The 19,126-nt window shown below is 70.7% G+C and carries 13 protein-coding genes; 3 read left to right on the top strand and 10 right to left on the bottom strand.

Going from position 1 to position 19,126, the window contains the following annotated elements:
• Positions 1-227 precede the first annotated feature (227 nt).
• Both AB0G35_RS33905 and ccrA read left to right on the top strand, forming a co-directional pair.
• Positions 228-662 carry a GNAT family N-acetyltransferase gene (locus AB0G35_RS33905; RefSeq protein WP_360957597.1) on the top strand — a complete coding sequence of 145 codons (435 nt, stop codon included), beginning with the start codon at positions 228-230 and terminating at the stop codon, positions 660-662.
• Positions 663-866: 204 nt separating this feature from the next.
• Positions 867-2,204 carry a crotonyl-CoA carboxylase/reductase gene (gene ccrA, locus AB0G35_RS33900; RefSeq protein ID WP_360957594.1) on the top strand — a complete coding sequence of 446 codons (1,338 nt, stop codon included), beginning with the start codon at positions 867-869 and terminating at the stop codon, positions 2,202-2,204.
• A 37-nt stretch (positions 2,205-2,241) separates the two neighbouring features.
• Here ccrA and AB0G35_RS33895 read toward each other — a convergent pair whose 3' ends face one another.
• Together AB0G35_RS33895 and AB0G35_RS33890 are read right to left on the bottom strand one after the other, a co-directional pair.
• A complete protein-coding gene (locus tag AB0G35_RS33895; RefSeq protein ID WP_360957592.1) occupies positions 2,242-2,712 on the bottom strand; it encodes a RidA family protein in 471 nt (156 codons plus the stop codon).
• A gap of 66 nt (positions 2,713-2,778) precedes the next feature.
• Entirely contained in the window at positions 2,779-4,041 is a 1,263-nt protein-coding gene (locus tag AB0G35_RS33890) for a multidrug effflux MFS transporter (protein WP_360957589.1), read from the bottom strand.
• A gap of 227 nt (positions 4,042-4,268) precedes the next feature.
• Between AB0G35_RS33890 and AB0G35_RS33885 the strand changes: the two genes are divergently transcribed.
• A complete protein-coding gene (locus tag AB0G35_RS33885) occupies positions 4,269-5,072 on the top strand; it encodes a PhzF family phenazine biosynthesis protein (protein WP_360957587.1) in 804 nt (267 codons plus the stop codon).
• 87 nt (positions 5,073-5,159) lie between these two features.
• On the opposite strand, the gene AB0G35_RS33880 is transcribed toward AB0G35_RS33885, so the two are convergent.
• The 8 genes from AB0G35_RS33880 to AB0G35_RS33845 all read right to left on the bottom strand — a co-directional run bounded on the left by AB0G35_RS33880 (position 5,160) and on the right by AB0G35_RS33845 (position 19,046).
• Positions 5,160-6,176, bottom strand: coding sequence for an alcohol dehydrogenase catalytic domain-containing protein (locus AB0G35_RS33880; protein WP_360957612.1), 1,017 nt, complete (start codon positions 6,174-6,176; stop codon positions 5,160-5,162).
• An 86-nt stretch (positions 6,177-6,262) separates the two neighbouring features.
• A complete protein-coding gene (locus AB0G35_RS33875; protein WP_360957610.1) occupies positions 6,263-7,318 on the bottom strand; it encodes a prephenate dehydrogenase in 1,056 nt (351 codons plus the stop codon).
• Positions 7,319-7,333: 15 nt separating this feature from the next.
• Complete coding sequence (locus tag AB0G35_RS33870; protein WP_360957584.1) at positions 7,334-8,650, bottom strand: PLP-dependent aminotransferase family protein; 1,317 nt, start codon at positions 8,648-8,650, stop codon at positions 7,334-7,336.
• Positions 8,650-9,561 carry a phytanoyl-CoA dioxygenase family protein gene (locus AB0G35_RS33865; protein WP_360957582.1) on the bottom strand — a complete coding sequence of 304 codons (912 nt, stop codon included), beginning with the start codon at positions 9,559-9,561 and terminating at the stop codon, positions 8,650-8,652. The genes AB0G35_RS33870 and AB0G35_RS33865 overlap by 1 nt, the downstream gene beginning before the upstream one ends.
• Positions 9,561-10,874, bottom strand: coding sequence for an alpha-hydroxy acid oxidase (locus AB0G35_RS33860; protein WP_360957579.1), 1,314 nt, complete (start codon positions 10,872-10,874; stop codon positions 9,561-9,563). Before AB0G35_RS33860 ends, AB0G35_RS33865 begins: the two co-directional genes overlap by 1 nt.
• Positions 10,871-11,959, bottom strand: coding sequence for a 4-hydroxyphenylpyruvate dioxygenase (gene hppD / locus AB0G35_RS33855; protein WP_360957576.1), 1,089 nt, complete (start codon positions 11,957-11,959; stop codon positions 10,871-10,873). The genes AB0G35_RS33860 and hppD overlap by 4 nt, the downstream gene beginning before the upstream one ends.
• A gap of 354 nt (positions 11,960-12,313) precedes the next feature.
• A complete protein-coding gene (locus tag AB0G35_RS33850) occupies positions 12,314-12,943 on the bottom strand; it encodes a response regulator transcription factor (protein WP_360957573.1) in 630 nt (209 codons plus the stop codon).
• A gap of 697 nt (positions 12,944-13,640) precedes the next feature.
• Complete coding sequence (locus AB0G35_RS33845) at positions 13,641-19,046, bottom strand: hypothetical protein (protein WP_360957570.1); 5,406 nt, start codon at positions 19,044-19,046, stop codon at positions 13,641-13,643.
• Positions 19,047-19,126: the final 80 nt, after the last annotated feature.

Genomic DNA, 19,126 nt, shown 5'->3' with positions numbered 1-19,126 from the left:
GGTGCACATGAGCAATCATGTGCACCCCCACTCGCCTTTCCCCTGCCCGGGAAGCGCCGCACAGCGCGCAACGGCGCACAACACCCGCGGCGGGACAGCCGAGTACGTGGGCGGCCCAGCAGAGCGCCGCGAAATATAGGAGGTCAACCATCGTCACCATCCGACCCGCCGAGCACGATGACGCATCGGCGATAGCCGCCATCCACCAGGCGTCCCGGGCTGCCACCATGCCCTACCTGCCGCCGCAACGCCGTACGCACGACGAGGTCACGTACTGGATCCGCGAGATCGTGCTGCCCGAGAGCCACACACTGGTCGCCGTCCGGGACGGTGACATCCTCGGGTACGCCGCCGTCCAGGGTGATCTGCTCGACCAGCTCTACCTCCGGCCGGATGTGCGGCGCACCGGCATCGGCAGCCGGTTGCTCGCCGCGGCGCAGGAGCACTGCCCGGGCGGCCTCACCCTGCACGTCTTCCAACTCAACACGGAGGCCAGGGCGTTCTACGCCCACCATGGCTTCCACATCGTGGGCACCGACGACGGCAGCGGCAACATGGAGAACCTGCCGGCCCTCACCCTGCGCTGGACACCAGGGACCACCGGGACCATCGAGACCACCCGGGCCACCGGGACCACCGGGACCACCGCCCGGCAACGGTGAGAGGTGCGGCAACGGCGAACCAGCCCCGCGGCGGGACGGCCGAGTGCGTGGGAGGCACCACAAAGCGGCCCTATGGGTGGTTTAGGGCGGTTTTTCTGGCTCAAGCGGGGCGCGTGGTCTTCCATGGCGGCGTGAGAGACACGTGGCAGAACCACGTGGAAGAGGCACCTGAGAAGAGGCACGCCGTCAGGGAGGAGCCGCACCGTGCAGGAGCTCGTCACCGCCCTGCTCGATCCGGACGTCACGGCCCGGGAGCTCGCCACGCTGCCCCTCCCCAGGACGTACCGGGCGGTGACCGTGCACCGGGCGGACGCCGCGCTGTTCGCCGGGGTGCCGCACGACGAGCGGGACCCGCGTGCCTCGCTGTATCTCGACGAGGTGCCGGTTCCCGCACCCGGTCACGCCGAGGTGCTGGTCGCGGTGATGGCCTCGTCGGTCAACCACCGCACCGTAGGGTCCGCGCTGTTCGAGCCCGAGCCGACGTTCCGCTGCCTGGCGGAGTACGCCCGCAGATCACCGGCCGGGCGGCGGCACGATCTGCCGTACCACGTCCTGGGGTCGGACCTCTCCGGCGTGGTCCTGCGCACCGGCCCCGGCGTCAGCCGCTGGCAGCCGGGTGACGAGGTCGTCGCGCACTGTCTCGTGGTGGAGCTGGAGGCTCCGGACGGCCATGACACCGCGGCGGCCGGTCCCGCGCAGCGCATCTGGGGTCACGAGACCAACTTCGGCGGCCTGGCGGAGCTCGCACTGGTCAAGGCCGCCCAGCTGATGCCGAAGCCGCCGCATCTGACGTGGGAGGAGGCGGCCTGCTGCGGGCTGGTCAACTCCACCGCGTACCGGCAGCTCGTCTCCCACAACGGTGCGGCCATGAAGCAGGGCGACACCGTCCTGATCTGGGGCGCGGCGGGCGGGCTGGGCTCGTTCGCCACGCAGTACGCGCTCGCCGGCGGGGCCACACCGGTGTGTGTCGTCTCGTCGCCGGAGAAGGCCGCGCTGTGCCACGGGATGGGCGCGGACCTCGTCATCGACCGCCGGGCCGAGGACTACCAGTTCTGGAAGGACCCGGACACCCCGAACCCGGGTGAATGGCGGCGCTTCGCCCGGCACGTGCGGGACCTCACCGGTGGGGAGGACCCCGACATCGTCTTCGAGCACCCGGGCCGGGACACCTTCGCCGCTTCGGTGTACGCGGTCCGGCGCGGCGGCACCGTGGTCACCTGTGCCTCCACCACCGGTTCGGGGCACCTCTACGACGACCGCTCCCTGTGGACCGGGCTCAAGCGGATCCTCGGTACGCCCTTCGCCAGCTACCGGGAGGCCTGGGAAGCCAACCGCCTCGTCCACAAAGGCCGTATCCACCCGACGCTGTCCGTCACCCACCCCCTGGAGGCCACCGCCGAGGCCGTGGCCTCCGTACGGGCGGGCCGCCACCACGGGAAGGTGGGCGTCCGCTGCCTCGCGCCGCGGGACGGTCTGGGCGTACGGGACACCGAGCTCCGCGAGGACCTGCTGCCGTGGCTCACCCTCTTCCGGGACGGTTGAGCCCCGTATCCCCGGAAGAGGGCGCGCCGCGTGCGCGTCAGGCGTCGATGCGTACGACGGCCTCGATTTCGACGGCGATGCCGAAGGGGAGGGCCATCATGCCGACGGCGGAGCGGGCGTGCGAGCCGCGTTCGGCGCCGAAGACGTCGGTGAGGAGGTCGGAGGCGCCCTCGGCGACCACGTGCTGTTCCTGGAAATCGGGGGCGGACTGCACCATCACGAGCAGTTTGACGAATTCCCGTATCCGGTCGAGATCACCGAGTTCGGCGTTGAGCGCGGAGAGAATGTTCAGGGTGACGAGCCGGGCGGCTTCCTTGCCCTCGTCGATGGTGAAATCGTCGCCCAGGCGTCCCCGGTATTTCACCGAGCCGTCCGGATTCAGCGGGCCGTGGCCGGAGACGAAGACGAGATCGCCGACCGTCTTCGTCGGCACGTAATTCGCCAGCTTCGGCAGCAGCGGCGGCAGCGTCAGTCCGAGTTCTTCCAGACGGCGTGAGACCTGGCCCATTACGGTTTCCCCTCGATCGTGCGTATGCGAATACGTGGTGGTCATGCGTCGGTGGTCATTCGGTGGTCATTCGTCGGTCGGTGGTGCGGAGGCCACCGGCGCGGCGGACGGTGCCGCCTGTTGCGCGTCGGATGCGGTGGCGGAACGGGCCGTGCGGGCCCGGAGGCAGTGGAACGCGGTCAGTCCGGTCAGCGCGAGGACCGCCACCAGGATCGCGAACGACCTGATGTCCGGCGGGATCTTGCTGACGACGAGGGACGAGAGGCTGCCGCCGGCCATCTGGACCGCGCCGAGAAGCCCGGAGGCGGCGCCGGCCATGGTGGGGAAGGAGGTCACCCCGCCCGCCACGGACATCGGGAAGAGGAAGCCGTTGCCGATGGTCACGGCCGTCATGAGGACGAGCAGCGGCCAGGGGGTCTGCGGATCGGTCAGCCCCACCACCAGCAGCACCAGGGCGCCGCTGGAGAAGATCAGATGGCCCCGGGCCAGCAGCCGGTCGATGGAATGGCGCTTGACCAGGCGGCGCGAGACGAGGTTGCCGGTGATGTACGCGGCGGCGATGCTGATGTAGCAGTAGCCGTTGATCTCGGTGCTCATGCCCAGGCGCTGGAAGATCACCGGCGAGGCGACCAGGTAGCCGGTGTAAACGGCGTAGCCCACACCGAGGTTGAGGCCGTAGCCCCAGAATTTCGCGCTCAGCAGCAGCCGGCGGTAGTTGCCCACCGTCGTGCGCAGCCGCCGTGCGCGGCGTTCCGCGGGCAGCGACTCGGGCACCCTGAGTACGACGGCGAGCACGGTGACCGCGGCGATCACCGCGGTCAGGAAGAAGGGTGCCTGCCAGGAGACGTAGGTGGTCAGATAGCCGCCGATGAGCGGGGAGACCGCCGGAGAGGCACCGACCACCGGCATGATCGTGGTGAAGACGCGGGCCGCGGTCTGCTGCCCGTAGAGATCGCCGACGATGGCCCGGGCCAGGACGAGTCCGGCGCCCGCGCCGAGGGCCTGGAGGAGCCGGGCGGCAGCGAAGACCGCGATGTTCGGGGAGAGCGCGCAGCCGAGCGAGGCCACCGCGTAGAGCGTGAAGCCGCCGATGACCAGCCGCCGTCGGCCGATCGCGTCGGACCAGGGGCCGTAGACGAGTTGGGCGACGAGCAGGCCGATCAGGTACGGGCTGAAGGTCGCCTGGACCGCGGAGACGGAGGTGCCGAGGGCATGGGCGGTCTGTGCCAGGCCGGGGAGGTTGATGTCGGAGGACATCAGGCCGCCCACACTCAGGGAGATGAGCACCGCGAGAAGTAAGGGCGGGACTTTGGCTTCCGTGGTCTGCATGCATGCCCTTCCGGACGCGGAATGCGCCCCCTGGGCCCGCCGCCTCGATTCCGTGGCGGTGGCCGGCGTTTCGACGATCGGATCTGAATCCTAGTGATCGCGTGGAGGGGTAAACAGGCTCCTCTCGGACCGTTCCCCCTGCTCCGATGGGCGCCGGAATGCGGTACCAACAGCGGCAAGTACCCGCATTTCGCCCCATGGTGTCTTACCGGCAGTAGCTTCAAGCCATGCGCACCTTCATCGTTGATGCGTTCACCGACCGGCCATTCGCCGGTAATCCCGCCGGTGTCTGTCTGCTGGAGAAGCCGGCCGACGTGGCCTGGATGCAGCAGGTCGCCGCCGAACTCAATTTGTCGGAAACCGCTTTCGTGCACCGCGTCGGGGAGAACTCCTACGGCCTGCGGTGGTTCACGCCGACGGTGGAGGTGGACCTCTGCGGACACGCCACCCTGGCCACCGCCCATGTCCTCCACACCACGCGGGACGCCGCCCGGGACGCGACCCTGCGCTTCGAGACGCTGAGCGGGGTGCTCACCGCCCGGCGGCACGGCCGCGGTGACATCACCCTGGACTTCCCGGCGGACCCGCCGGCCGCCGAGCCGGAGCCGGTGGGGCTGGCCAAGGCGCTGGGCACCGACCCGGTGTGGACCGGCCGGGCCCGGCACGATCTGCTGGTGGAACTGGCCGAGGCCGCCGCGGTGCGGGACCTGTCCCCGGACATCGTGGCGCTGGCCGCCTTCAGCGGCCGGGCGGTCATCGTGACCGCGGCCGCCGCGGCGGGCGCCGACCACGACTTCGTCTCCCGGGTCTTCGCCCCGGCCGCCGGCATACCCGAGGACCCCGTCACCGGCGCCGCCCACTGCGTACTGGCGCCCTTCTGGTCCCGGCGGCTCGGCCGGACCGAGCTGACCGGCCTCCAACTGTCCCCGCGCGGCGGCCGGGTGGGCGTCGAGCTGCTCGGTGACCGGGTGACCCTGCTGGGGCAGGCGGTGACGGTGTTCAACGGGGAACTGAGCTCGACGGGCGGCTGACCCGTAGGGCGGCCGTCCCGGACGTGCGCCCCGCCTGCCGGTGCGGCCGGGAGGCGGGGCGCGAGAGCGGAAACGACCAGTGGGCCGTCAGGGCCGGACGAGCACCTTGAGGGCCTCGCGTGCGGCCATCGCCTTGTAGCCGTCCGGGACGCCGTCCAGCCCGACGGTGCGGTCGAAGATCGCCGACGCGTCGAGACGTCCGGCCAGCACGTCGGGGAGGAGCTCGGGTGCGTAGGCCCGGGCCGGGGCCACGCCGCCGGCGAGGGTGACGTTCCGGCGGTAGAAGCGCCGTACGTCGACGCCTTCGCCGTCCTGGGGCACACCGACGTAGCCGACGGCGCCACCGGGGCGGGCCATGTCCAGCGCGTCCCGCAGGGCCGCGCCGGTCCCGACGCACTCCAGCACCGCGTGCGCGCCGTGCCCGCCGGTGAGCTCCTTGACCCGTTCGACGGCCGCCGCGCCGCGCTCCGGCACCACCTCCACGGCGCCGAACCGGCGCGCGAGGTCCGTCCGCGCGGTGTGCCGGCCGAGGACGATGATGCGCTCCGCGCCGAGCCGGGAGGCGGCCAGCACGCCGCACAGTCCGACCGCGCCGTCCCCCACCACGGCGACGGTCCGGCCGGGTCCGGCCTGCGCGGCACGGGCCGCGTGGTGTCCGGTGCACAGCACGTCGGACAGGGCCAGCACCGCCGGCACCCGGGGGTCGTCCGGCTGCATCGGGAGCGGGAGGAGCGTGCCGTCGGCCAGGGGGACGCGGACCGCCTCGCCCTGGCCGCCGTCCAGCTCCCCGCCCCAGAAGCCGCCGTCCGGGCAGGAGTTGGGCAGCCCGTCGCGGCAGAACTCGCAGGTTCCGTCGGACCACTTGAAGGGCGCGAGGACGAGGTCTCCGCGGCGTACGGAGGTGACCTCGGCGCCGGTCTCCTCGACCACGCCGATGAATTCGTGCCCGATCCGCAACCCGTCCGGGTTCGGCGGCATCTTCCCGTAGCGCCACAGGTCGCTGCCGCAGATCGCGGCGTGGGTGACCCGCACCACGGCGTCGGTCGGCCGGTCGATCCGGGCGTCGGGCACCTCCTTCACCTGGACGTCCCCTGCCCCGAACATCACTGCTGCCCGCACGGTCGTACTCCTGGATTCGCTCGACAAGGGCCGGTGCGGCCCGGGACGGCTCGGGGATCACGCGCGGCGCGCTAGGCGTGGACGGTCCACTCGCGGCGCCGGAGTTCGGCCGTGAGGGTCCCGGCCGACTCGTCCGCCACCAGGAGTTCCGCCACTCCGACGGAGCCGTCCGTGGCGTGCTCCAGGCGGACGTCCTCGATGTTCGCCCCCACCGCCGAGGCGGCCAAGAGCAGTCGGGCCAGCTCACCCGCCCGGTCGCGCAGGACCACCCGAACTGATCCGTACGCTACGGCAGTTCCGCCGTGTTTGCCGGGGATCCGGGCATATCCCGTGTTGCCCCGTTCGAGCAGTGCGGTCAGCTCCGCCGGGGCCGGCTCCCGCAGCGCGCGGCGTACCGCGTCCAGGTCGCCGGCGAGCCCGTCCAGCACGGCGGCCACGGCCTCCGCGTTGGTCGTGAGGATGTCCGTCCACAGTCCGGCGTCACCCGCGGCGATCCGGGTGACGTCGCGCAGCCCCTGCCCGGCGAGCCGCAGCGCCACCTCTTCCCCGTCGTCCAGCCGGGCCGCCATCAAGGTGGCGAGGAGGTGCGGGACGTGGGAGATGAGCGCGACGGCGTGGTCATGGGCCTCGGCACCGAGGACGACCGGCACCGCGCCGCACAGCCGGACCAGTTCCAGCGCCCGCCCCAGAACGGCGGGTTCGCTCGCCGCGTCGGGCGTGAGCACCCAGGGCCGGCCCTCGAACAGCTCGGCCCGGGCCGCCAGCGGACCGGAGCGTTCCCGTCCCGCCATGGGGTGGCCGCCGACGAAGGAGGCCAGGTCACCGCCGCGGGCCGCGATCTCGGCGAGCGGTGGCCCCTTCACGCTGGCGACGTCGGTGTACGCCCGTGCCAGACCGTTCTTCTGGTGCTCCTCCAGCACGCCGGACACCTTCCCGGGCGGTACGGCGAGCACCGCGAGGTCCACCGGGCCGGGCGGTGCACCGGCCGTACCGGCGCCCAGCGCGGCGGCGGTACGGGCCGCGGCGGCGTCCCGGTCGAGGAGGTGGGTGGTGATTCCGCGCGCCGTCAGGGCGAGGGCGACGGAGGTGCCGATGAGCCCGGTGCCGACGACGGCGACGGTGCGCAGTGCGTTCGCGGCCATCTACTGCCCCTGGGTGATCCGCTGGATGATGTGCGCGGCGAGCCGGCGCACCCCTTCCTCGATCCGCTCGGGCGTCAAGTAGCTCGCCGACAGCCGTAGTTGCCGCTCGCCGCCGTTGCCCAGGTAGAAGTAGTTCATCGGGGTCCAGATGACGCCGTGGTCCCGGGCCGATTCCTCCAGGAAGGCGTTGTCGGCGGCGAACGGCAGGGTCAGGACGAGGAAAAACCCGCCGTCCGGTACGTTCCACCGCACCCCCCACCGGTCCTGCGGCAGGTGGCGCGCGAGCGCGTCCAGCAGCGCCTCCATGTTGCCGCGGTAGAACTCGATGAGGTCCTTGTTGGCGTCGCGCAGCCGGCACCCGTGCGTGAGAAGCATGCCCCCGATGGCCGCCTGGGCGATCGCCGGGGTGTTCACCGTGACCATGCTCTTGATCTTCGACAGTTCGTCGGCGAGCAGGGTGCGCCCGCCGTCCTCGCCGATGACCGGCTGGTCGGCGATGACGTAGCCGACCCGGGCGCCCGGGAAGCAGGTCTTGGCGAACGAACCGAAGTAGATCACCCGGTGCCGGGTGTCCAGCGACTTCAGGGTGGGCCGCTGCTCCCCGGTGCGGCTGAAGAACCCGTAGGGGTTGTCCTCCAGCAGCAGCAGGTCCTCCTCCGCGGCGAGGTCGAGCAGCGCACGCCGCTTCTCCGTGGGCATCGACGCCCCGGAGGGATTGGCGAAGTCGGGGATCACGTACACCGCACGCGGCCGCTTGCCCCGGCCGCGGAGCTCCCGGACGGCGGCGCGCAGCGCGTCGAGGTCCAGGCCGGTGTCGTCCTCGGGCACCGGCACGGTCGCGGCGTCCAGCAGCCGCGCGGCGCCGGTGATGCCGACGTACCCGGGGTCGGTGACCAGCAGGACGTCGTCCGGGCCGGCGATCAGCGCCCGCAGGACCAGCAGCATCGCCTCCTGGCAGCCGACGGTGACCACGACGGCGGACGGGTCGGTGTGGATGCCTTCGTCGTGGGCGATCGTGCGGGCCACCAGGTCGTGGATCTGGCCGTTGGTGCGCCCGTACTGGAACAGCGCGGTGCGCACCTCTTCGGGGGTGCGGCCGAGGTCCTGCTCCAGGTGGCGCGTGTAGGTGTCGAGGTAGCCGCCGATCCGGTCCACCTCGAAGAACCCGTCGTAGGGGCGGCCCGGACCGAAGGAGATCGCCTCGGGGTACCGCAGCGTGACCTCGTTGAGGAAGTTCATCACGTCGAGCAGCGGGTCCGAGAGGGACGAGTGGAGTTCGGCCGGCCTGAGCTCGGCGTCCGGTCCGGGCCGCGGCATTACGCCTGCTCCTGCCAGAGCACCGGGCAGAAGTCCGGGTCCGTGTAGTCGGGGTTGCCGTTCGCGTCCCTGCGGACGAGGACGTCGTTGTTGTAGACGACCCGCTCGCCGGTGGAGATCTCGAACGGCCGCCACTGGTTCGTCCGGTCCTGGAGGTGGAAGGAGATCGCCCGGCGCGGGCGGTCGCTCCGGTTCAGCCCGCTGCCGTGGTAGGTGCGGCAGTGGTGGAAGCTGATGTGCCCCTTCGGGATGACGATGGGCACCTTGCGGACCGTCGTGTTGTTGAAGGCCGCGTTCTCCTCCAGCATCTCGTCCAGTTCGGAGCGGTCCCGCTCGGCGAAGTGCTTGGTGGTCGCGTCGTTGCCGCCGGTCTCCTTCCACCGGTGGCTGCCGTCGACCATGGTGATGGTGCCCATCTCCTCGTCACAGTCGTGGAAGGGGATGAACGCGGTCAGCATCTCGTCGGAGGTGCAGGTCTGCCAGTAGTGGCGGTCGAAGTGCCAGGGCACGATGTTGCCCTCGTCCTCGGGCCGCGGCGGCTTGTAGATCAGGGTGCTGTTCCACAGCCGTATCTGGCTGGTCTCCGCGATGCGCGCGGCGACCGCCCCGATGACCGGCTTGGACAGGATGCTCCGGATCGTGTCGTCCTCGTAGAAGATGTAGTCGTTGTGCCGGTGGACGTCGCCCTTCTCCGGCTCCCAGTACGCCAGCCGCGGCGGCCGCTTGGGCAGGGTGCGGTCCCGGTGACCGGCGTAGAACCGCTCACTGGCCTCAACGAGCGTGTCGACCTCGTCGTCGGTCAGCAGCTTCTTCGACAGGTACCAGCCGTGCTCCTGGTAGAACTGCACGTCCTCGTCGGTGGGCAGCAACGCCCGGTCGTGGTCGCTGAGCTGGAATGCCTCGGTGGTCATCATGGTCCTTTCCGAAGATCCGGTTCCTCGTACGATGCGTTCGGTGCCGCCGCGGCGGGGCCGCGGGACAGCAGCTCCGGGCCGAGGTCGGCGAGAGAGGGACGGCCGGCCAGCGCCATGGCGTCCTCCAGTTCGTCCCGCAGCAGGGTGAGCACCTCGCGCGCCCCGTCCTCCCCGCCGGCGGCCAGCCCCCACAGCACGGGTCTGCCGACGAAGACCGCGCGGGCACCCAGCGCCAGTGCCTTGAGCACGTCGGTCCCCTGGCGGACGCCCCCGTCGAGGAACACCGGGCAGCGCCCGTCGACCGCCGCCACGACCTCCGGCAGCGCATCCAACGTGGCGACGGCGCCGTCGAGTTGGCGTCCGCCGTGGTTGGACACCACGATCCCGTCGAGGCCGAGTCCGGCGGCGCGGGCCGCGTCCTCCGCGGTGAGGACGCCCTTGAGGACCAGCGGCAGCCGGGTCTGCTCCCGCAGCCAGTCCAGGTCGGACCAGCTCAGCGAGGGGTCGATGAAGGCGTCGGCGTGCCGGGCCAGGGCGGAGCTGCCGTCCTGCCGGTCGTGCAGGAATCCGGTGACCTCGCCGTCCAGGTTGCGGGCGACGATGTGCGGGGGCAGGTGGAAGCCGTGCCGCACCTCGCGCAGCCGTCTGCCGAGCCGCGGGGTGTCCACGGTGAGCACCAGGGCACGGAATCCGGCGGCCTCCGCGCGCCGCACCACCGTGCGCAGCACGTCCCGCCGGTGCAGCCAGTACAGCTGCAGCCAGAGCGGTCCGGTGGCCTGCGCGGCGAGGTCCTCGAAGGTCCGGCTGGCGAAGATGCTGACGATGGTCGGGACCCGCAGCCCCGGCCCACCGGCCGCCCGCACCGTGGCCACTTCCCCTTCGTCGCAGGCCAGTTGGTGATAGGCCATCGGCGCGACACCCAGGGGCGCGCCGACGGAGTCCCCCAGCACCGTGGTCGACAGATCACACCGGGAGACATCGGCCAGCACCCGGGGCCGGAGACGGACCTGCCGGTACGCGGCCCGGTTGGCCCGTACGGTGCTCTCCGTACCGGCGCCGCCCTGGAAGTAGTGCCATGTCGCGGCGGGCAGCCGGTCCTTGGCGAGCGCGGCGTACGCGCGGACGGTCAGCGGTTGGGGGGCGGGGTCGGGGTCGGTGACGGGGTCAGGGGCGATGACGGGACTGGTCCCGGTGACGGGACCGGTGCCAGTGACGGGACCGGTGCCAGTGACGGGACCGGTGCCGGTAACCGGACTGGTGCCGGTAACTGCATCAGTGCGGGTATCCGGATCGGTGCCGATGTCAGTCATTTAGCGCCGGTGAGGGCCTGAGCGCGCTCGACCGCCTCGTAGAGCCCCTTGATGTTTCCGCTGCCGAAGGTCTGCGCGCCGCGCCGCTCGATGAGTTCGAGGAAGAACGTGCCCCGGGCGTGCGGCGAGCGGGTGAAGATCTGGTACAGCAGCCCCCAGTCGTCGCGGTCGGCGAGCACGCACAGGTCACGCAGCACCTCCAGATCGCCCCCGAGGGAGCCGACCCGGCCCTCCACCGCGTCGTAGTAGGTCGCAGGGGTGTGCAGGAATTCCACGCCCTGCGCGGCGATGTGCGGCACCGCGGCGGCGATATCCGACGTACCGAATGCCAGATGCTGTACGCCGGCGCCGCCGTGCGCGTCGAGAAACGTGTCGATCTGCCCCGGCTTACGCCGCACATCGGGCTCCAGGAACGTGAAGGTGACGGCCCCGGACGGGCTGCGCACCACCTTGGATTCCATCGCCTGGTCCCCGACCTCGATGAACTCCTCAAATGCCTCGTCGAATCCGAGACCCTTTTCGTAAAAGGCCACGGTCCGGGCGAGTTCACCGGCCGGAAGACACACGGCGAAATGATCGAGCGAATGCAGCTGCGGTTCACCCGCGGCGGCGGCCTGAACGCCGGCATCCGCATCCGTCCGCCGCAGCCAAGGATGCGGCAACTGCCCCTCCGCGCCGTACTGCACGAAGGTGTGCACGGTGTCCCCGAACGCCCTGACCGCGGCGGACACGGCCGCGGACCCGTCCTCGTACTCGACCTCGGCCGGCTCCGCCACCACCTCCGCACCGTGCTCGACGGCCCGCCGGAACGCGCCCTCGGCGTCCCCGGTGCGCAGCGCGACATTCGCCACTCCGTCACCGTGGCGCGCCACATAGCGGGCCACCGGCCCGTCGGGAGTCAGATCGGACGTCATCAGGAGGCGAATATCCCCCTGCCCGAGAAGAATGGATCTGCGGTCCGCGAGCCCGGTTTCCGGACCCCCTTCGGCCAACGTTGCGAACCCGAATGCGGTGCGGTAGTAATAGGCGGCTTGCCGGGCATCCCCGACATGGAATTCGACATGGCTGACGGTGAAGTCGCTCAACGAGACCCCCGCTGTTTGTATGGCGAGTTGCGGCCCGCCGGCCACCGATATCGGCGGCCGGCAGAACCGAAAGAGCGAAACAAAATTAACCGCTGGTTGACACCTGACAGAACACACCTTCGGAGACTTGCGGTTCCTCGATCGTCACCCGCACCTACTCCATTGGTCGCCCCGGCACGTCCGCCAGGTGCCATCCGCCTCAGCGCCATCGTCCCGAAGATTCCGTGCGGCCAGGGCACACAGCCCGGCCCGGCCCGCAACCGCTCCGACTGCCCGACGGCTCCCCGATCGTCACCGCACCTGCCCCCATGGTCGCCCGGGCACCCCTCAGCTGCCGCCCACACCAACGACCAACTACCCGAAAATCCCCTGCTGGTAGGCGTACAGGCCCGCCCGCAGCCGGTCCGGCTGCCCGATCTTCCGCATGGCCTGCGTCAGATGCTTCTTGACGGTGGCCTCCGCCAGGAACAGCTCCGTGGCGATCTCCGCATTGCTCAGCCCCCGCGCGAGCTTGCCCAGCACCGCCCGCTCCCGCTCGGTCAGACTGGCCTCGCCCGGACTGGGCCCGTCGATCGCCAGCGTCAACTCGACCGGCTGCACCTTGGGCGCCGGCAGGAACACCGCACCGCCCAGCGCGACCGTGGTCACCGCCCGAATGATCTGCTCCTCGTCCACCGCGGGATCGATACACCCGTGCACGCCCCCGGTGAGGACCTGCGAGACCTCCGCACTCGTCTCCGCGGGATGCAGCAGTATCGCCTTCGCCCCCGGCGCCCCGTTCACCGACACCAGCCGCTGCGCGGCCGCCGCGTCCGCGGTCAGCCCCTCCCGCGTACCGACGAGGATCACCTCGGGCTGTTCCTCGCGCGACGCCTCAACGGCCTTCTTCGGATTCCCGAAACTGCTGACCACGCGTAACTCCGGCGCCGCCGTCAATATCGACCGCAACCCGGCCCGCGTCACCGACTGCTCCGCCACCAACATGACCCGCACCACGGGCCGCGCCAACGACTCTCCGGGGGCGCCTGAGGCCCGGTACGCGTGCCCGTGAGCGCTCTCATCGGAGGCATGAAGACCCCCACCGTGCCCGTAACCGTGTCCGTGACCGTGACCGTGAAAGCTTCCACCGCCCCCGTGAACGCCCCCGCTCCCACTGCCACTACCGCTGCCGCTGCCGCTGCCGCGATCGTGAACGTGCCCCCGCTCTCTCTCCTGCCCCGGACTGCCCGCCTGCTCGCGGCCGTTCGCCTGCGCCTGGCCGTTCACCTGCGCTAACTGCCCTGCCTCCAGCACCGTGATCCCCCGTTCCTCCAGAGAACGTCTCTCGGCCCAATGTCGTCGAGCCGGTCAAACAGGACTGTAAGCCCGAATCGCCGCCGAACCCCCAGCTCCCCGTTCACCATTGAGCAAAAAAACGACCGGTACGTCGGTGCTTACGGGGAGCTATAGGGGGAGGTCAGGGGGGTGGTTGCCCTGGTCACCAATTCCGCCTCGGCTGGGGGGAGTTGCTGCTGTTATCCGGCAGCACGCGCCCTTCCTGGGGCCGCTGCGGAACGCGGCACGAAACGGGTGCGGAACGTCCGGGTGGCCACGGACAGCAAAGGTGCGGCTCCTCAGCGTCCGCCGCTCCGCGGGTCGCGGAGCGGCGGACGGGAAGGGGGCCTGGAGCTACTGGAGAAGGTCACCCGTCGAAGGCCATGCATTGCCGGAGCAGCGGCTCCAGACGCAGCTGCGCATCCTCACGGTCGAAGACCTGCAGGGCATCGAGGCAGGCGAAGACCCAGCGGGCCTCCTCCTCGTCCCCGGTCTCATAAGCAAGGGCAGTCACCACGGCTTCCGTGTCGACCAGGTCCCCACCGAGCAAAGTGGAGATCGATCGATAGCCCGCCGCGAGCATCGAATCGGCGTACACACCAGTCGCCTCCAGGAACGCGCGGACCCTGGAACGGTCCGCGAGCATGTCGGCCAGACGCCGCAGGACCTCGTCGGGGTCGCCGAGTTCGCCGTGCAGCTGATGCGCACGGTCGACGAGAAGCGGCCAGCCGCCGGTCAGCGCGTAGAGCCGGTCGAGCCGTTCCTCCGTCGTGAACAACTCGACCCCCTGTGTCCAGCCCCGCAGGCTGCGGCGATCGTGTCGACGCAGCACCACAGGGCTGGCCGCGGTGGCCCTCTCCCCCATCAGCAGCTCGCGCCACAGGTCGAGTTGGCCGGTGTCGGTCACGAGCACCACCGCGCGGGTCACTCCGGGATTGCCGGGCAGCAGGGTTTCGGCCAGGTCGACGGCCTCGCGGCAGGTCTCCGGCTTCACCGGATAGCGGGCGAAGTCGCAGATGATCACCCGCCGTTCACGGGGGTGCCCGCCCATGAGCTCCTGCTTGAAGACACTGGGCTTGCCGATGGGCGGCAGCTTCCAGTCGGCGATGCGCCCCGCCACCGTACGCAGGGCATCGCCCACGTCGGTGACTCCGGTGGCCGGTGTGCCCAGGACAACCCTCGTCTGGTTGGCGCGCTCCCCGAGGAGGTCGTCCAGCTGGGTGATGGTGAGCGGGGCCGACCGGCGGTCCGGGAGTTCCGGACGGCCCTCCAGCACGATGCTCTCCTGGAGCTCGCAATCCTGCTCTGCCCTCAGGAGGCGGGCATCCACCTCATGGGACGTACCGATCATGCGCAGCGCATTGGGCCCGCGCAGGTGCCACCCCTGGCCGTCGTGGTTGGGTGCCAGGACGCCCAGACCCACCATCTCGGAGAGATAGGCCCGGAATCCCTCGGTGTCGAGCTGTTCGAACCCCTTGCGCCAGAAGGTCTCGCACTCATCGCGCAGTTCGGCATCGCTGAGCCGGACCTCCAGCCCCCGGTGCCGGGCCTGGTATGCCAGGACGTTGGCGATCACGTCGTATCGGTGGTCCAGACTCAGCGTGTCCTTGAAGGCCGCCGAAATACCGTCCCTGAGGCCGGTGTCCGACTCCACCGCCTCGATGTCGGCGACCTGCACCGTGTAAGGCGGGCCCTCGGCTCCGCGCCGCACGCGCTTGCGGTGCATCAGCTCGACCAACCGGTGTCCGAACATCTGCAACAGGAAGGGCTGGTACGAGCAGTAGCCCAGCACCCGGTTCACCAGATCCACGTCGTCGAACTCGAAGCCGAGCGCTCGCATCGGCTCGACCAGGAGATCGGCGGCGAACTGTGGCGCGAGCGGGCCGATCACCTTGGGGGTCTGCGCGAGGTGACCGAACGGCCCGTTGCTCGCGAGCTTGGAGAAGCGCTGCACGGAATGCAGACCTGCAAAGACGACCTTGGCCCGGTCCTTGGTGTCGGACCCGAGCCCCTTGAGCTTCTTGGTCTGGTCGAATCGGGGGGCGTCCGCCTCGAAGAACTGGTCGCACTCATCGAGCAGGATCAACAGGCGGCGCCGTGAGTCACCGTCGAGCCAGCTGCGGATACCCGCGCGCACACGCTCGGAGCGGTCCTTCTGCGACTTGCGCCCCTGGGGCCGGCCGAGCACCTGGGCATCGACCAGTTCCCGGTCCAGCACACTCCACAGGGCCTCCGGCCCGAGAGAACTTCCCTTACCGATGTTCTCCTGGTCCAGGTTGACGTACACCGACTGGTGGAATCCGGGCCGCTGGTCCATGAAGCGTTCCCCGGCATCACTGAGCAGCGCCGACTTGCCCAGGCCGCGTCCGCCGAAGATGACCTGGGTACCTCGCGGGTCGAGGATGCTCTTGCGCTCCGCGTCCCGCCCATAGAACATCTCCCCACCGATCCGGCCGCGCTTCTCCCTGATGTACGGGTTGACACCGGAGAACGGCAGCAGGGTCTGCGTGGCCGTGCTGACCTGGCGGTTACCCCGGGCCGCGAGATAGGCCAACGCCGAGTCGTCCACCACGAGGAGCGGCTGCAGGCTGTGGGATCCGGCGGCGAGTTCCGCGCGGGCCTCCCGGCCGAGGGTGCCGAAGTACACGACCAGGAGACTGGTCTCGCTGAGGTCCCGGGACGCCAGGCTCATCACGACCTCGGCGGGTGGCCGGCCCCAGAGCATCAGCACACGGAGGTTCCCGCCCTGCTCCTTGATCTGCGAGCCGAAGGCCGGCACCTTGGCCCGGCCGTTGACCTCCACGCCGGTCACTTCGAAGAAACGGTATTCGCGTCGGTGCGGCGACAGCTCGTCCAGCGGGCGGGCGCTCTTGGCGTCGTAACCCAGGAGTTTCAGGGCCGGGAGCAGCTTTCGCCGGGCGGGAATGTTGGGCCGGTCCTTGGGCTCGGTGACACCCAGCTCCCGCCAATCGTTCAGGGCGTCCGCCGCCAGGGCCGCCTCGTCACTCGAAAGGTTCCCGTAGTCCAGGACGGGCAGGGTCGGGTGTTTGCCGCCGGAGCGGACCAGTTCGACGAGTTCCTGGTCGATGCCCAGGGGCAGTCCGTCGGGTACGTCAGGGAAGAACTCCGTCAGGTGGGACTCTCCCGGCTCGATCTCCGGGACGGGCTCGCCGATTTCAAGGAAATAGACAAGGTCGGCCGCGGTCGCCAGGCCGCCGGTGTCCAGGTGGCGCAACACCTGGGCCCGTTCCTCCTCCGTGGGGCCCAGGGCGTCGAGCCGGGCGCGGATCCGGTCGGTTGCCTCCTGACGGTAAGCGGGCAGATCCGACCGTACCGTGCCCAATGCCCGACGCACGTGAAAGAGATCGTGTTGGGCAGGGTCGTCGAGATGCCTGCGGGCATCGGCCAGCAGTTCCTGCAACCGCAGGTCTTGGTCGTCCGTCACCGCGCTGTCGGCCTGGGCCCGGTGCAGCTCCGCGACGAGCTCGTCGTGCTCCGCCCGGAGAGCCGTACGCCGCTTTGCCTCCTGCTCCTCGATCTCGGCCGCCGTTCGCGGATCGAACGCCACGTTCTTCGGGTCCGGCAGTGCGCCCCGAGCAGCCAGTTCCACGATCGTGCGGGCGGCCGCGAACGCATCTCGGTCGAGTCGCTCGCTCAGCGACTCGTCCCAACCGCGGTCAACCGCCATCAGAAGCCGGTCAAGCGGGGGCCGCTCCCCGACGGTGTCACAGACCTTGAGCTGCTCCACGTCCAGGACGAGCTCCGGATCGGCCCCACTACCGGGGGGCATGCTCCCGCTGCCACCGGACAACAGATCGAAGAGTTCCACCATGGCGCTGCGCGCCGCCCACGCGGCCGCGGCGGCGACCGTGCCGGTGCGCCTGGCCAGCCGTTCGAGCTCCGTCAGTACGGCCTCGCGCCGTGCCAGCATCGACTGGCACAAGGCTGAGATCTCCTTGGCGGCCCGGTTCCCGTCCGACCGGTCGCCCCTGCGAGTTCCGTCGACCGTCAGGCACCATTCCTTGGCCGGCCCCACGACCCGCTCCACCACATGCACCAAGTCCTGCCGGCCGGAGCCCTGCAGCGGTTTGCCGCTGGACGAACGGTGCTCGCGGTCCATGCGGTCGATCTCACCGTTGATCTCCGACAGTTTCGAGAGGCGCTCCGCCTTCTCCCAGACGGTCGACAACGCGTCACGGTCATCGTTGATCACAGCCATGAGCATCGAGCCGAGCAGTCCGTCGTCGGGAGCCAGCCATTGTTTGGCGATGCCCGTCGCCCTGTTGAACCGGAGCCGCTGGGGTGCGAGGAGGGCGCTGCACTGTTCGCGCAACTCCCGCAACCGGGCCTCGGTCTCGGACACCCCGGCAATGACGACCAGCGGAGAGGCGATCATGAGGGCCCCGCTGAGCGCACGGTCCGCGACAGTGGTCGCCACCTCCCCCAGCACGTCGGGAAGGCGGGGCACCATGGCCTTGAGCTGAGCACCCGCCAAGTGGTCACCGGTGATCAGAGCCACGCGCAACAGGGCGGGAAGCAGGAGGATTTCACTGCCCTCCGCATCACGACCGACGAAGCCGCTCTGCTGCTGGAGCAGATCCGTGACGAGCCGAGCGCCGCGGCCGGTACCCGAGGAGAGCAGCGCCGCCGCACCGGCCAGCCTGAGCGCCGTCACCTGGGGCGCGGCGCGACCTTCGGCACGCGCCACCTGGTGGGCCAGGCCGAACCGCCGCTCCGCGATCAGTCGTGCCAGGGCCCGCTCGCTCGACTCCTCGCCGCCGGACCGCTCCGCGGCCGTTTTCGGGACCTCGTCACCGTCGCCGGGTGGCGCCGGCCGGGACAACGTTTCCGACGTGCCGGCGTCGGAGGCCTTTCCGATTTCCGATTCCGCCCCGGTCCGGGGACTGCTGCCGCCGTCAGGCTCCCCGCCGCTGCCCTCGGTGGGTAGCTCGGTCGCATGCTCAACGGCCTCTTCGGTGCGGGACGGGGCCGGGCGCTCGTGCAGCGCAGGAGGGGCGGCCGGCCGGGCGGTATCCGTCGTCGCGTCACCGGGCTCGTCCGGCCCACTGCTTTCCGAGGCGTCCGGGACCGAGGCACAGGAAACGGTGGCTTCTCTTACCTCGCCCGGCGCCGTTCCTTCCGGCAGGACGGCCGAAGTGCCCCGGTCCGAGTCGCCCTCGGCGGGCCCGTCCGACGCGATACCGGAGCGGTCCTTCGCCGCCTCGGGCAGCGTCAGCTCGTGTGCCATCACCACGGCCATGGCGCACGTCGGCAGCACCCGTACGACCTGCTCCTGCAGGGCGAGGATCTCGGCGGCGGTCTCCGCGTGCCGCCCCAGTCGGACGAGGCCGGCGAGCGCGGTGAGCGCGTCGCCCTCCTGCCGTTCCGCCTCTCCCCACGCCGGCATGCCGAGCAGCCGCCGGGCGACGGCGCGCACCGCCTCGGCGGCAGAGGCGGCGGGGCTGTCCGTCCGGCAGCCGAGGGACAGCAGTTCCCGGAGCGTCTCCCGCGCGGTGCGGTCACGTTCGCGGGCCACCCGGTGCGACCGTACGGCCCGCGTCATGTCCTGCAGGCGAAGCGGTACCGCATCGACACCCGCCGTGGCGAACGCGGTCTGGACGCTGTCGAAAACGGCCCGCAGGCCGGTCAACGGCGGCAGGTCGTCTTCCGCGGGAGGCCGCCCGTCGTCGACTGCCACGCTCACCCGCCGGGCGGCCCGAACGGCCTCCGCGAGGGCCAACTCCAGCCTGCCGCAGGCTTCTTCAGGATCCATGTCAGCCTCCGCCCCGCCCCCTTCGGGAGCCATGGCGGGCAGGTCCGGGACCGGGGCGCTCCCCGTCGACGTATGCAGAG

It is taken from the genome of Streptomyces sp. NPDC021749 (assembly GCF_040640655.1).
Classification (GTDB): domain Bacteria; phylum Actinomycetota; class Actinomycetes; order Streptomycetales; family Streptomycetaceae; genus Streptomyces.
Note: the sequence above shows the minus strand (reverse complement) of the source record. Positions and strands in the feature narration are given on the sequence as shown.

Bases quoted from the DNA above. Each gene is read 5' to 3' on its own strand.
- AB0G35_RS33870 (WP_360957584.1), bottom strand. From the start codon at position 8,650: ATGCCGCGGCCCGGACCGGACGCCGAGCTCAGGCCGGCCGAACTCCAC.
- AB0G35_RS33885 (WP_360957587.1), top strand. From the start codon at position 4,269: ATGCGCACCTTCATCGTTGATGCGTTCACCGACCGGCCATTCGCCGGT.
- AB0G35_RS33880 (WP_360957612.1), bottom strand. From the start codon at position 6,176: ATGTTCGGGGCAGGGGACGTCCAGGTGAAGGAGGTGCCCGACGCCCGG.
- AB0G35_RS33860 (WP_360957579.1), bottom strand. From the start codon at position 10,874: ATGACTGACATCGGCACCGATCCGGATACCCGCACTGATGCAGTTACC.
- AB0G35_RS33890 (WP_360957589.1), bottom strand. From the start codon at position 4,041: ATGCAGACCACGGAAGCCAAAGTCCCGCCCTTACTTCTCGCGGTGCTC.
- AB0G35_RS33865 (WP_360957582.1), bottom strand. From the start codon at position 9,561: ATGACCACCGAGGCATTCCAGCTCAGCGACCACGACCGGGCGTTGCTG.
- AB0G35_RS33845 (WP_360957570.1), bottom strand. From the start codon at position 19,046: ATGGATCCTGAAGAAGCCTGCGGCAGGCTGGAGTTGGCCCTCGCGGAG.
- AB0G35_RS33850 (WP_360957573.1), bottom strand. From the start codon at position 12,943: ATGTTGGTGGCGGAGCAGTCGGTGACGCGGGCCGGGTTGCGGTCGATA.
- AB0G35_RS33895 (WP_360957592.1), bottom strand. From the start codon at position 2,712: ATGGGCCAGGTCTCACGCCGTCTGGAAGAACTCGGACTGACGCTGCCG.
- AB0G35_RS33905 (WP_360957597.1), top strand. From the start codon at position 228: ATGCCCTACCTGCCGCCGCAACGCCGTACGCACGACGAGGTCACGTAC.